Origin of the sequence: Psychromonas ingrahamii 37 (assembly GCF_000015285.1) — a bacterium.
Taxonomy (GTDB): Bacteria; Pseudomonadota; Gammaproteobacteria; order Enterobacterales; family Psychromonadaceae; genus Psychromonas; species Psychromonas ingrahamii.
Window position 1 is genome coordinate 3,283,258 of record NC_008709.1, and the last position, 14,610, is coordinate 3,297,867.

At 33.5% G+C, this 14,610-nt stretch carries 13 protein-coding genes; 2 read left to right on the top strand and 11 right to left on the bottom strand.

Features of this window, described 5'->3' with window-relative positions:
- Positions 1 to 69: 69 nt before the first annotated feature.
- Both PING_RS21900 and PING_RS13840 read right to left on the bottom strand, forming a co-directional pair.
- Complete coding sequence (locus PING_RS21900; protein ID WP_408635128.1) at positions 70 to 165, bottom strand: hypothetical protein; 96 nt, start codon at positions 163 to 165, stop codon at positions 70 to 72.
- Between the two features lie 153 nt (positions 166 to 318).
- Positions 319 to 738, bottom strand: coding sequence for a hypothetical protein (locus tag PING_RS13840; RefSeq protein ID WP_011770948.1), 420 nt, complete (start codon positions 736 to 738; stop codon positions 319 to 321).
- A 451-nt stretch (positions 739 to 1,189) separates the two neighbouring features.
- Here PING_RS13840 and PING_RS13845 point away from each other — a divergent pair, with 451 nt between their 5' ends.
- A complete protein-coding gene (locus PING_RS13845; protein WP_011770949.1) occupies positions 1,190 to 1,417 on the top strand; it encodes an alternative ribosome-rescue factor A in 228 nt (75 codons plus the stop codon).
- A gap of 183 nt (positions 1,418 to 1,600) precedes the next feature.
- Here the strand turns inward: PING_RS13845 and PING_RS13850 are convergent, their stop codons facing one another.
- The gene (locus PING_RS13850; protein WP_011770950.1) at positions 1,601 to 1,870 is read right to left on the bottom strand and encodes a hypothetical protein; all 270 of its coding nucleotides are present in this window, start codon (positions 1,868 to 1,870) and stop codon (positions 1,601 to 1,603) included.
- A gap of 549 nt (positions 1,871 to 2,419) precedes the next feature.
- Here PING_RS13850 and PING_RS13855 point away from each other — a divergent pair.
- Positions 2,420 to 3,319, top strand: coding sequence for a fructose bisphosphate aldolase (locus PING_RS13855; protein ID WP_011770951.1), 900 nt, complete (start codon positions 2,420 to 2,422; stop codon positions 3,317 to 3,319).
- 439 nt (positions 3,320 to 3,758) lie between these two features.
- Here the strand turns inward: PING_RS13855 and PING_RS13860 are convergent, their stop codons facing one another.
- The 8 genes from PING_RS13860 to PING_RS13895 all read right to left on the bottom strand — a co-directional run bounded on the left by PING_RS13860 (position 3,759) and on the right by PING_RS13895 (position 14,609).
- Positions 3,759 to 7,208, bottom strand: coding sequence for a DUF3427 domain-containing protein (locus PING_RS13860; protein ID WP_011770952.1), 3,450 nt, complete (start codon positions 7,206 to 7,208; stop codon positions 3,759 to 3,761).
- 6 nt (positions 7,209 to 7,214) lie between these two features.
- Entirely contained in the window at positions 7,215 to 7,619 is a 405-nt protein-coding gene (locus PING_RS13865; RefSeq protein WP_011770953.1) for a (deoxy)nucleoside triphosphate pyrophosphohydrolase, read from the bottom strand.
- A gap of 248 nt (positions 7,620 to 7,867) precedes the next feature.
- Entirely contained in the window at positions 7,868 to 8,635 is a 768-nt protein-coding gene (locus tag PING_RS13870; protein ID WP_011770954.1) for a nuclease-related domain-containing protein, read from the bottom strand.
- 693 nt (positions 8,636 to 9,328) lie between these two features.
- Positions 9,329 to 10,282: a hypothetical protein gene (locus PING_RS13875; RefSeq protein ID WP_011770955.1), complete on the bottom strand. Its 954-nt coding sequence runs from the start codon at positions 10,280 to 10,282 to the stop codon at positions 9,329 to 9,331.
- Positions 10,283 to 10,288: 6 nt separating this feature from the next.
- Positions 10,289 to 11,257 (bottom strand): hypothetical protein, encoded by a 969-nt coding sequence (locus PING_RS19600; RefSeq protein ID WP_011770956.1) that lies wholly within the window; start codon positions 11,255 to 11,257, stop codon positions 10,289 to 10,291.
- Complete coding sequence (locus PING_RS13885; protein WP_011770957.1) at positions 11,254 to 11,502, bottom strand: hypothetical protein; 249 nt, start codon at positions 11,500 to 11,502, stop codon at positions 11,254 to 11,256. The genes PING_RS19600 and PING_RS13885 overlap by 4 nt, the downstream gene beginning before the upstream one ends.
- Before the next feature lie 124 nt (positions 11,503 to 11,626).
- Positions 11,627 to 13,450, bottom strand: coding sequence for a peptidase (locus PING_RS13890; protein WP_011770958.1), 1,824 nt, complete (start codon positions 13,448 to 13,450; stop codon positions 11,627 to 11,629).
- A gap of 10 nt (positions 13,451 to 13,460) precedes the next feature.
- Positions 13,461 to 14,609, bottom strand: a complete 1,149-nt coding sequence (locus PING_RS13895; protein ID WP_011770959.1) for a 3'-5' exonuclease — start codon at positions 14,607 to 14,609, stop codon at positions 13,461 to 13,463.
- Between the last annotated feature and the right edge of the window lies 1 nt (position 14,610).

Here is a 14,610-nt window from a genome sequence, read left to right on the forward strand (position 1 = left end):
AATTATTTTTAATTATTTTTAAGCGGGAAGATTTTACTCGCTTAAATATTTTTCAGGTTGACTCTATTGCTAGATGCTATTGAGCGACACTTTCTTAACTAGAATAATTATAAATAACAAAATAATAGCGCCGACGGTTGCTGTAATTATAGAGCCTATAATCACAAAAGGCGGGACAAAAGCCTGAACAGCCAATCCTTTTTTTAAAAGATTTTTTACGATTGAGGCAAAAGGAAAAACTTACCTCTTTCCCTGTGGTTTGGGGAAAAGGCAAGACGCGATCCAATCGCTTAGAAATACCAACTGATGCTTGATCAACTAAAGTTCATTAATGATGCCTATAAGTCGATCATCCCATTGTTCTTCTCTCACTGTACTTGATTTATTTAAAAAATCTTTATGCCTTAAAAGTTGTAATTTAATAGCCCTATGCCATTTTTCCTCACTGACATTAATTTCAATAATTTGTTCGAAAGAAAAGAGCATCATAGAAACAAACCAGCAGTACTTTGAATAATCTAAATTATTTGTACCACTCGGTTGAACAAGCCCTTTCGCAAATTTTGAGTTTTCAAAACAAAGCGTTAAATATTGCTGATAAATGTTGTTAGCAGCAGCCCTTCGGGCCTCTTCTCGCCCAACATGCACTTGAACATAGGCAATTTTAACAACAAAAATTGCAACAATTAGAGCGACAAATGGCAACCATCTTTCCCAAATTGATAAATCTAATAACATTTAAAATTCCTTAATTACTTAGGATGTAGTTACTTAAGATGTAATTACTTAGGGTGTAATGACTTAGAGTGCAATAACTTTCGACTAGAATTTACACTCTATCAGCATTAATTACCTTTATTAATAAGTCAGTTAGTCAGTAGCGAATTGATTTCTTTTTACCTTGTTTCCTCATTTAGGTCATCTTTTTTTACTGCTGAATATTTTGTAACCTTCAGATACTGGTTTAAATATATCATTATTATCTTGCCACCTTTCTTTTCTTCTCTTCCATTAAAAGGACAGAGACTAATACCAATTCCATCAATTAAATGAGCAAATATTGCGTAGAAAAGGGTTGCTCCATTACAAAAATTTAAACACTAAAATAACTTATTTTAACCCACAAAATTGATTAGTTATTTATCAAATTTGGTGTAATCTGATTGTACTTCAAAGGAGAATACAACAAATGGCTAAAAATAAAAAAGTGGTAAAAGCAGCAGCGCTGAGCCCAAAAGCAGTAACAATACAAAAACAGGCAGACCTTGCAAGAGGTACGATCAACCACTCAGCATTGGGTGCACTGGTCACAAGCAAAGTTTTTTGCATGAGAGTCGTAAAAGCGAAAAAAGGAAAAGGATCATTTGATCGTAAAGCAAAGCACTCAGGAAAAGAGTGTTATCAAATAGCGGCTTAATCTCCCAGTTATTATTTGATAGCTCTTTTTTAAATGATTTTTGAGTGCAGAAGCAAAAGGTGGATTAAAGGCTAGAAGGCGAAAGGCTAGAAGGCTAGAAGGAAAACCCGCCCCCACCAGCGGTTAAACAACTTGAGATTCACAATCAAAATAGAAAGTGTGTGGCTGTCCGGCATTTAACTGTTACTTTGAACTAGTCTTTTTTGAGGTTTTTTCCTGTTTTTTTTGTTGGCTGTTAGCTTCACGTTTTACCAACAAAAAAGTTAAATACATTTTTGTTGGCAAAGAAAAAACAAAACCGAATGCAATAAAACTGGCACTAATGATAATTCCATTTGCTCCCAAAGAATCAATAAATTCACTGTAGTTGTGAAGATATATACCTGTTAGCAACAATACTAAGCCAAGAGAAATGGATAACTTTAATAAAAATATTTGTTTCTTTTCTGACATAAACGTTTTATACCAATTCCACTAATTAGGTGATCTATTTAGGCGCTGTAAAAATGCATGAAAGCAAGGCATTAATTGAAGTAACTAGTTGTTCTAATTATAAGATTAATAACGAAGCTAGCATGTGTTTTAACCAGCATAAATGAGCAGAAAATTAATGGATTTGGTATTATTACCCTTTTGATCGTTATCCCTTGCACATATATCCGTTAAGCAATATTTTGGATTTAGCTACCGACAAAAATAATGTAACACAACTGCTAAAAAATTCAGTGACTGGCGGCATTAAAGCGCCTGAAATATAAAAAAATACAGGGCCGCCAACTCTTCTTCTAAAAGCTTTTTACGATTTATGTAAATGAAAAGACTTGTTCCCAGATCTCTGCAGACTTTACCGACAGGATTCCCTTTGCAATATGAATTTGACGAAAATTTAAATTTCATCTCCAAATATTATTTGGGCAATGAAAAATTCGTAAAATGAAAAGATAATGAAGTTGCAAAGCAAGCTAAGCTTAATGGCAATTATCCTAAAAAAAGGTGAAGACGATGAACAAAGAACAATTTGAAAAAATGCACAGTGGAAAAGGCTTTGTTGCAGCACTTGATCAAAGCGGAGGCAGTACACCCAAAGCGTTAGCAAAATATGGGTTAGGTGAAGATGCCTATAAAGATTCACAAGAGATGTTTAAATTAGTCCATGAGATGCGAGTCAGAATAATTAAAGCGCCCGCTTTTAATAGTGAAAATATTCTCGCGTCAATCTTATTTGAAGTCACTATGGATAGTAAAATTGATGGGCTTTATAGCGGAGATTATTTATGGGAGAAAAAGGGAATTATCCCACTATTAAAAGTAGATAAAGGCCTATTGGAAAAAGAGAATGGTGTTCAGTTAATGAAAAATATCGACAACCTTCCTTCTCTATTAGATAAAGCAGTGGATAGGCATATTTTTGGAACAAAAATGCGTTCGCTTATACTAGAAGCCAATGAAACTGGAATAGTTGAGGTTGTAAAACAGCAATTTGAAATCGCTAAAAAAATCATTGCCAGGGGATTAGTGCCCATCCTTGAGCCAGAAGTTGACATCAATGCTAACGAAAAAGAAAAATGTGAAAAGATATTGCACGACGCATTGAAAGCACAGATAGAAAAACTGTCTAAAGATGAGTTTATTATGCTAAAGCTGACCATTCCCAACAAGGCTGATTTATATTTAGACCTTACAAAATATAATTGTGTCATTAGAGTCTTAGCGCTTTCAGGTGGTTATGCCCAAGACGAGGCCAACAAATTATTGGCAAAAAACCACAACATGATAGCCAGTTTTTCTCGTGCTTTATCTCAAGGGTTGAGTGCCAATCAAAGTGACGCCAATTTTAATCAAACCATTCAAAAGTCGATTCAGAATATTTACGCCGCATCAATTAAGAAAGAAAGTAAGTAAATAGTTAACGTAAAATAGCCGAATACAACAACTCCAATTTATGAGCAGGGGTTGTTGCATCGTTCAAGACAATGCTGCTTTATAGCCCCCATTTCCCAGATCCGGAGAAAAGGCTGGAAGGCTAAAGGCTAAAGGCTAAAGGCTAAAGGCTTTAGCGCTGGAAGGGAAACTCGCCTCCACCCGTCATTCCCGAAGTGTTTTATCGGGAATGACGGGTGGAGTGGCACTATAAAAAATACAATTATTAATAGCCAAAGTAACAAAAGGCTGAAGAGCCAATCCTTTTTTAAAAGCTTTTTTTACGATTTATGCAAAAGGAAAAACTTGGCCCATGCCTACGGTCACTGATTAAAAAAGGCTGGACAGCCAATCCTTTTTTAAAAGCTTTGTTACGATTTAGACAAAAGGAAAGCCTTGAACCTAGGACCCTGTTCTGTGATTATTTTTCTAGTACGGTAACAAATTCTCCAACAATTCGCATATTCTCACAATCATCTTCATGAAGGACAATATCCTTAAATCGTGACTCTGTGGAATTCGGCTTCAGTAAAATAACCGAATGTTCCCACTCACCATCATCAGTAGCTCTTTTTTCACTAGCATATGTTTTAATCGTAAATGATGAATTATAGTCATCGTCATTTTTACCATAATTTTCAACGAGAACAATTTTACCATTTCGTGAACCACCGAGGGATTCCTTGAATATACAAATAGAGTTATTTTTAATTCTACGGTTCATAGACTCACCAACAACCCTACAAGCGAAATATTTTTTATCTGCAGAGTACTGTAAAGGCACCTCAAGATCTGTAAAATCTTTGTTTTCTTGCATCTCACTAAAAGAGCCTGCCGCAGCATAAAAGTCATAAAATGGTATAAGGTTCCCTTCTTTATCGTTTGTAACTTTTTCAAAAATAGTAGGTGCTACCTCTTTAATAATTGGAGTGGTCTCTGCTTCGACTAAGCCCTTTGAAGTGAAATTATTAGTAATATCTAAAGAGCTATTTACTCTTTCTAAAATCTCGTCTTGTTTTTCACCTATTAGATACCTATAAAGTGATTCCTGGACAGTATTTTGTAATTTGAATTTCATATGAACTACTGGTACTTCTTTATTCTTGTCATTGAATTTATATTCTTGAATTAATGATCCTCTAACAATATCAACATTACCCATGAAATAAAAATCAGCACCTTCGTCATTACTTTTTTGAATGAATAATGATATTTTCAGACCAGAGCTGTTCGCATCACGAATTGCCATGACGTCTTTACTATCAAGTCTTCTTCCTGCTTTAGATTCCCACGCAAATTCTTCTTGGTTAATAAAATGATCGTTATATTGAGTAGTTAGAGAAATATCATATTCTTTTCTGTATGTAACAAAAAGAGGAGCTTCATTACGATGGATTTTGTAACCGTAAACGGTACTATCATAATTTTTCTCCCAATTAAGTATTCGGCATACATCTCTACGCGTATATTTCCCATATAGTTGAAAACCATTTATATGGTTTTTAAGTTCAAACCGCTTGTTGTAGGTGTATATGGAGTATTCAATATTATCAATAAGAAAGCTTTTAAATAGAGAGTTTTTCAAGTGCAGATTAAACGTTGGTGACAGTTTTAATTTACTATCATATTCGACAACCGAAGATTCTTTTTTTATAAACTTGAAGTTGAGGTTAATAATACAAGATTCGATAGTTTCATCTGATACTACGTAGCCATATTTACTACTAATGATATTTTTGAAATCACTTAATTCTAAGAAAGAGTGTATTATAAGTTCTTTAATTATAATGCATTCTTCTACTCTCTTCGCGTTATTGATGTTTAATGAAAAGTTAGTTAGTAATGCTACTTTTTCGCTGCTTAAGTTATACTCGGCTGTATTCTCAACTCTACAGATAAAGTTATAATAAGACTTAGAATATTCAACATATAGATATGGATCTCGTGAACCATGCTCGATAAAATCCATCATCAAAGGGATACGACCAAGCTTATACTTTAAAAGGAAATAATCCTTTTTCAAATCTGTCAGCATTTTCATATTTGCAGAATCAATTGATGCAAAAATTCGTTCTTTAGTAATAGCATCAAAATTGACCGTTGAACTTCCTGGGATCAGCCTACTGCCACCTGATATTGATCTACGTAAAGCATCTTTGTTATACGAGGTGTCACCATAAAGTGCGATGGGTATCAGGTAATTATTATTATAATTTCCAATAAAATCAATTACAGTTAGGTAGTCCTTACCGTCTACTTTTCGTAGCCCCCGTCCCAACTGCTGTACAAACACAATTGCAGAATCTGTAGGTCGAATCATTATAATCTGATTAACTTTTGGAATATCAATTCCTTCATTGAAAATGTCAACGGTGAAAATATAATCCAATTTTTCTGCTAAGTTGTCAGTCTCCAACCGCTCAATCGCTCGAGCTCTTTCATCTTCCGAATTTTCTCCAGAAAGGGCTAAAGAACGAAAACCACTCTGATTAAACATTTCTGCTAACTTCTTCGCTTCTTCATTTCGTGAACAAAAAACGAGACCTCGTGTAATACCGTTATCAGAACCATAAAAGCAAGCATGTTTAATAATATTATCAACTCTTTCATGTGATGAAAGAAACGCAAAGTCTCCCATATTTTCTTGTATAACATTATCAATGATTAGGTCAGTAACGCCATAATAATGAAAGTTACTTAACATACCTTCTTCCATCGCTCTATTTAAGCGGATCTCATAAGCAATATTGTGATCAAAAAGACTAAATATATCTTCACCATCAGTTCTTTCAGGTGTCGCTGTCATTCCTAATAAAAACGTTGGTTCAAAATGTTCAATAAGCCGTTTATATGAATTGGCACCTGAACGGTGAGATTCATCAATGATGATATAATCGAAATAATCTTTATTAAATTGATCTAAATGGTTTTGTTTTGAAATAGTTTGTACGGTAGCAAATAGAAAGTCTTTATCCAGTTCTTGTTTAGAACCAGAGTAGACTCCCATCGTTTTACCTGTTCCAAAAACATTTTGAAATGTTTCTAATGATTTTAGTGCGATAGTTAAACGATGCACTACAAACAATAATCGTTTTGGTTTTAAAGCCTGTGCATCAAAGGCAGATAAATAAGTTTTACCTGTACCTGTTGCAGATATAAGAAGCGCTTTTCTAGCGCCACTTTGTCTCAACACATTAATATTATCTAATGCCTCTACTTGCATAGAATTAGGTGATATTTCAGGTTCAATCAATACTGATTCATGTTCTTTAAATAGAATCTTTTGTTTATTATAAATATTTTCATAGGCATCAATAAACGATGCAGTAACAGGCGTCCCCCTATCAAAATCAACATCAAATTCCCCCATTATTTTTTCAACAATACTGCTTGAATGAAGCGCTGAAACCTTAAGGTTCCATTCTTTATTTGTTGCTAACGCTGATCCTGTGAGGTTACTACTGCCTATAATGAAATTATAATATTCAGCTTTCTTAAATAAATACCCTTTTGAATGAGAGTTTTCATTAGTTGCTATACGTAGTTCAATATTAGTGAATTTTAAAAGTTTTCTAAGAGCTTCAGGTTGCGTAAAGTTTAAGTACTGTGAAACAACAACTTTCCCTTTAACACCTTTTTCTTCAAGGTCTTGGAGGATATTCATTAAAGTAGCCACGCCACTTGTTGTCACGAACGCGACTGAAATATAGAATTCATCACAATAGTGTAATTCATCTAATATGGTAGACAGGACTTTTTGTGGTGGGGTCTTTTTGTTAACCAATAACGTCGGTTGATATAACATTTCAGAAATTGAATCTTTATCAATAAAGCCAGTTTTTAAACTTTTACTCAGACCATCTAATACCATGTAGCTTTATCCTTTTATATATTCTGCTTGAAGTTTTTGAACTATTGGAATATCTGCAGCAGCCCAATCAAGGTTATTTAATTCATCTATTTTTAACCACTGTTGATCAATATGTTCAGTCAGTGTTATATTTTTATGATCAATTAAACAGATGAAAGAATGCATCGTAATTTGAAAGTCTGGATATTGGTGATCAACGGTATTAAAATATGTTGGGCCATGTATATCTAAATGTAACTCTTCTTTAATTTCTCTAATTATTGCATTATCTTTTGTCTCATCAACTTCTATTTTACCGCCCGGAAATTCATAACGTTCTGAAATATAATTAAATTTTGATGGCCCACGACGAACACAAAGAATTTCTTCGCCACACTGTATGATTGCAGCAACTACATTTATTTTTTTCAAGGAGATTCCTTCGTTGTTATTTAGCAGGCAAATAAATAGGTTAGCCAAAGATTTAAATGGCAAGAAAGGCAGGACAGCCGAACCTTTTCTTTTACCTTCTTTAAATCATTCTCATAGTTAAAAGGCTGGAAGTAAAAAGCTAGACAGCCAATCCTTTTTTTAAAAGATTTTTTACGATTTATGCAAAAGGCAAGACGCGACCCTACGCCCCTTAAATAAAACCTATTAACTTTAAGACGCCCTTCTATTCATTGAGTGTTTCTTATATGTCGAGATAAACCATAAGCAAAAAAATTAACTTCTTCCCGTGTTAATTGAATTGGATTATTTTCAATGTATTTAGGGAGAGCCTTAGGATTTAAAACCCATACATCAGGATTATCAGCATGACACTGAATATACCAGCCGGGAAAAACAACAACTGGTTTTATTTTGCATGACTTACCAGTCATTTCTTTTAGAAGAGAATTTAACCAATTAGCTTCCGCTTTTGCTTGAACTAAAATATCTGTCTTACTTTCAAAACCATCAATTACCAGTTTTTTATCAAAATACTGGATAGATGATTTACCTGTAGCAGGCTTCGAATATGTTTTAGTCTCCACCGTAAAAATACCATTTGTCGATATGACCACATGATCAATATTAAAGCCATTACCTACAATATCATGAAATACTTTAGCTCCTCTTTCTCTGAGTAACTCCAAATATTGACCAACAGCTTTTTCACCATCTCGACCAAGCTTTAAATTTTTAACTTGGTTTCTTAGTTTAAAAAGCTTATAAAAACCAAAAGAGGAGCATGCAAACGCAATTATCGTATATATCCAAGGCGAATAAGGTAATTCTTTATACCATCGCCACCATTCGAGGGCGGCTAATACGATAGGAAAAATAACTATGACAGCATATAAAGTTCCTTTATCATCAATCAGTTTATTAATTTCTTCATCCAATGATTGACCAGGATTTCTTAATGGTTTTGCGGTTAATGGTGACTTTTTTTCTTTTGTCATTACTTATACCTGCTTTTTTACTGTTTAAGCAAAATCTGTCTCTCGCTCGTTCTCAAAATTAAAGAGCAGACACAAAAAGATGGGACACCCAAACCTTTTTTAGGTTAATAAATTGAATTTTAACCATTCTATAAATGGCTCTCCTAGACTTTCGACTGAATAGGCTGCTCAACTTTGTCTTAAGTACCTATTGATATCTGTGAGTGTGCTTTTTTACAATAACAAACATCATCTTACAGCATTTTCATAAAAAAAATAAAAATACTTAATCACATCAAAGTGAATTACTTTATCCCCTTAAATCACAAAATACTGTAAGGCCAACTTCCGGCAAAGGCCTTGCTTATATCAAGCAAAAAGAAACGGCTAAAACAATATTGTTATTTATACGAGAAAAAGCCAAAGATGAAAATGGTCGCACTATGGGTTTTGTGAATTTTGGACCAGTGAAGTTTGTAAAGTATGAGGGAAGCCCTAGCCGATGAATATCATCTGGAAATTAGCGCAAGCAATGCCAGCTTATTTATGGCATGACACTGCGAAATTGGCGGTAGGTTAATAATGAGTCTTTGATTTGAAGAGTTGAACCCCATAACGGTGAGTAGTCTGCCGTTATGGGGATAGAGGAATTTTTATAGTTTAAGCAAGACGTGGCACTACTCCCCTCTTACTTTTACTCTGCGAACGAACCTCTTACAGAACGCCAGTACCCGACTCTTTAGCTAGTAAGTTTGATAATTGCATAACTGATTTTAATTTTACAATGTAAGAGCACCCAGTATTATTTGGTTTCCAATGAGAGCACCCTAGAAAATATTGGTCCAATAACCCTACTGCATTTTTTTTCCTTCTTAAAACAAGTAGCTCTCCATGAACAGGGCAACGGTAATCATTCGTTCCTCTTCTTTGACTTTTTTGATCTGAAATAACATCGTCCATTCTTTCTGTTATTATTTTTGAGGGTTCGGGCATCGTAACTAACGTTGTCAATTCGTCATTACTAACCTCAGCTTCTGGATTATCACTTCTTGTGAAAATGCTTAAATCTCCCGAACTCATTTTTTCAGTGTGTTGACAACGGCGATGCCCCTGATTATCAAAAAAGAACCAACCTGTACACCCCCAAAAAAAATCACCGACGCTCGCAGTTTTGACTGTTCTAGGCCATTGTATTTGCATCTCTCTCCCACATTGAGAGCAGCTTTTACCGAAAGAAGATACTCCTACTTGTCCTTGTATTATATGGGCTTCTTTATCTCCAACAGATATTTTCTTAAATGCTTCTGAATCCGTAACTATTTCTGTTGTACTGATAATTTCATCAGAGCTTTTAATTGCTCCTTTTAATTCATTTCGCCTATCTCGTAAATACTCAGCCCTGCGTTTTTCAGGCAAAGAGACTCTCCCATTACGTTGGTACTTATCTAAAATAGCCAATAACTCATCATTAATATTTTTTAATTCATCATCTGCTTTATATTTTGTTTCTTCAGCCTCCGGTAACTTATCTTTCTCTTTTTTCTTAGTAAATTCATCTAGAAAGTCGGCTGCAGCATTTATTATTTCACTTGTAGCTTTAACCGCTACATTTACGACTGTAGCAGCAACAGTTAATACTGCACCGAATAAACTTGAAAAGAATCCCATAACTGACTACCTATTGTTTAAAATTAATTGTTGTTGATAACTTCTATAGCATTTAAGCCGATAAGTTGTTTTATCAAAGTTATAGTTTGTGAGCGAGTTTTCTATAAAACTATCATAAACTCCACCAGCAATAATAGTTGATGCTAAACTCAGCCATCCTCCCCCTAATGAGTATACAATAGCGCCAACACCACTAGAAATTAGTGCCCTTTCTACTCTATATTTAGCACTTTCATATAAATTTTCAGTACTTCCCTTACCTACATAAACCCGGTAACCTTCAGTTGAAAGAATAAAAACTAATGGCAATAATGGATTAAATGCCTCTAAAAAATCATCTGTAATACTGGAATCCATATCATTAATAACATTAGATAACTGCTCTGTTAATTCCTGCTCATTGATATTTGAGTCGAGTATCAATCCATTAGTTTGGTTTGCGATTTCTGATGTTCCCAATATCGTAATATCAGGATAACGTTCTAAAGTATCATGTATATATGAAATACTATTTGTGGCTTTTAACTGTAAATAATCAGCAACATTACCATTTTGATCTAAAATTTGTAGATCCCAACCTGGTTGCGTAATATTTGAAGCGACTTCTGCACTATAACCTTTAGGTAGAGCAACATCTCCAACAGTTGCCCCAGCATTTAATTTATCTTCAACTAGATACTCAAAGTACTTTCCTTTTGTAGAATTAAGAATACCCATCATCTGTTCATCGGAATAATTAGAAAGTAAATCAGGAGAAAAATTAGGGTTTGTATCATTAATAGCTTTCAATACAAGAGGATCTATAACGTCATCATTCCAAAAAATTTGCGGGCTTAAATTTGCGGCTACAACTGATAGATCTATTAAGGATTGCTTTTTACAAACAATAGTCCTTTTAAATGCATCCCTAAAAGCAAAAAGAGAGTCTATTTCGGAGTCAATACTGTATTTTTCTCGAAGTAACGTTAAATTCATTTTTCATTTATTTTCCGAAAAGCCAAATTTAAACCACTCGAGAGTTCCTCTTTCATTTCATAAACCTGAGCATGTAGATCCTTGATTTCAGAAGTGTTAGATGCCTTATCTATGATTGAATCTATTTTTTTTTCAAGAATAGAAACTCTTTTATTCATACCAGATAACATAATGTCCATGCCACCTAATACCTCTTCAATCATTAAATGATATTCATCTATTTGGTCTTTGGTTTGTTGATCCATTACTTATCCTTTGTATATGATATAAATTATAATGAAGATCCAGTTACAACAACTTAATGAAAGCATTAATTCAAACAGAACCACAATACCGATTACTGATCATGTAGAACTATTCTTATTCTTTCTACGCTTTTAATTGTTTTTTATTTTCTATTAATTTATCCAGAAAATTTCTCTGTGTAATATTTGTTGTTTCTTTTTTTGCAATGCCATTCAATGTGGTTACGGGATAAGCGTTTATTAAGTCTTTTTTACTGATGCAAATATAATCTTTTCTAAATTCATCTTCACTCCATTTATGCTTTGATTTATCGTCATTAGCACTCTTAATAACAGGATCTATACGTTTAAATTCATTTTCATCCTTTATAGCTTGCTCTAACTGGCTTTCAACTCCAGCTTTATCACTTTGAACTTGCTCTAACTGCCTTTCAAATCTAGCTTTATAACTTTGAGCTTGCTCTAATTGGCTTGCAGCTTCATTTTTATCACTTTGAGCTTGCTCTAACTGGCTTTCAACTACAGTTTTATCACTTTGAGCTTGCTCTAACTGCCTTTCAACTACAGTTTTATCATTTTTAGCTTGCTCTAACTGCCTTTCAACTCCATCGTTATCACTTTGAGATTGCTCTAACTGCCTTTCAACTATAGCTTTATCACTTTGAGCTTGCTCTAACTGCCTTTCAACTATAGCTTTATCATTTTGAGCTTGCTCTAACTGCCTTTCAACTACAGTTTTATCATTTTTAGCTTGCTCTAATTGGCTTTCAACTCTAGCTTTATCACTTTGAGCTTGCTTTAACTGGCTTTCAACTACAGTTTTATCATTTTTAGCTTGCTCTAATTGGCTTTCAACTCCAGCTTTATCGCTTTGAGCTTGATCTAACTGCTTACTCAATTTTTTTATTTTTAATGATGGACTTTCAATATCATTTCCTACATATATAGGTGGAGGAGTCTCGATATAAAGGTCATCACATAAGCTTTGATAACCGACCTCACAAAGCAGAAGGTAAATAGCTTGATCAGCTTCATTATCACAAATAGCATTTTCTTTTAAACTATGATGAAAGTTTTTTATATCTTTTAATGCTTGGTTTGATTTCATAAAATAGCTCTTCGCCTTTAAATATATATAAGCAAAAGATACGAATGAAAAATTATCTTGATTTGAAAACCTAAGCCCCTCATTGAGTTTACTCAATAACTCATTTTTTCTAAATTCAGCCAAAAAAGAGGCTTCAACAGACTCTTGATAAATCATTAATAGATGTTCTTTAGGTAAAAAATTATACCCTCCTTTATATTTTTTGTAATTCGGGGCCTTCGATTCATCTTTGTTGTTCTGGTTAGACTCAGTACTAATTTTTATTAATACGGCAATAGTAAATATATCAGCTAGAAAAGAAAAATCACTATCACCGAATATCCGACACTCTCGTTTAAAATCAATTACATTTCTCAGCTTAATATTGTTTTTAACATTTAATTCTTTGATTTCATCAATATTGCATGGAGAAAAATGAAATTCTTTTAATATATTAGTCTTCAAGTTACTTATACTTTTTTCCTGAGCAATAAGCTCACAATTAATTAAAGGTAAAAAAACTTGGCTGTGTAGCTGCGGGTTTATTACAGTTTGATAAAAATGTTTTGAGTCTTCATCTAAACAATATGCTTTATCTACATTAAAGATATTAATTTTGGTAATTGATTTAACATCTAAGTCATTACAGAAGAGTAAGATACAATCTTTCGAATCAATTAAAGAAAAAGATAGATTCAACCTTGCTTCAATCGCACCTTTCAAATCTTCAGATGATTGATAGTTATCTATAACTACTCTTGTAAAAGGGATTTCTATACTAGAATTTACAGTTAAAGTTATGAACTCAGCTGTAGAACAAATAATATACGCAGGGGTTTCTTTTTTATTATAATTTTCCACTCTAGCCTCCTTAAAAATCAAAATCGTCGTCTAATGTTTCACTAACATTACTATAATTTGAATTACCCAAATCAATTTTATGACAAGACTCAGAGTCGGAAATAGTATTTAAATACATATGCATGCTTCCTGTGTGTGTTAACACAAGCGTATTTTTACTTCTTGAAAGTGCAACCATAAATAAAGTTTCATTTTTTATATCCGTATTCTTGTTCAAAAATGGTAAATATACAGTATCAAAATCGAGTCCTTTAGCACTGTGGTAAGTCATCAAAGTCAATTTTCCTTTTTTACTCGCCTCGACTAAATTTCCATAACTATTTCCAATGTAGTGCAAAGGGAAATTAGTAAAATAATTATTCATAAGTCCGTAATTAGGCTTACCATATTGGTTATTTGCTAGTGACCATTTGTTAATATTAAAATGGTCACAGTAAAGATCTATAAATCTTCTAACCTCATTATGTGAAGGTAATAAAACAGCTGCGCTTTTATCAGGTTTAATTTCTTCTGCTGCATTTTCAATAATGTATTTTAATTCTTCAGCTTCATCTTGTGCCTTTCCGAGTCGCACTGTTACATCATCTGCTTTTTTTGCCACTTTAGATGCTCTAATATCACCCAAACTCGGCATTAATTTTGTAATTAGCTTTACGATTGATTGAGTTAAACGATGTATGGTCGTTAGGGTATAACCTTTTGATTTAGTAACACTTGAAATACAAGTAGGATCGATGACATTATCATAAAGTGACTGATTCACATCTCCACAGATAAACAACTGCTTACAATGATTTGTCATTTCAGTTAATGCATCTTCGGGAAAGTCTTGTACTTCATCGCAAAAAATATAATCAAATGCTTTATTTTTCATCTTACGAAAAGCAAAATATGTACCGTAATGAATATTCGTTTGATCTATATTTAACTCTTCAATTCCTGCTAAATACATTTGTTTCAATGAATGAGTGTAATAAGTCATTAATATTTTGGCATTAGGCTCTTTATGTAAAATATCATTTAAGGATTGCAGAAGAAGAACCGATTTCCCTGAACCAGCAACCCCTTTTATCCATTTATTCCCAGGCTTTCCTAATTCATTTAGAAGAAAATGTGATTGCTCTGCATCTAATCGATGCGCAGGTACCATCCACGACATA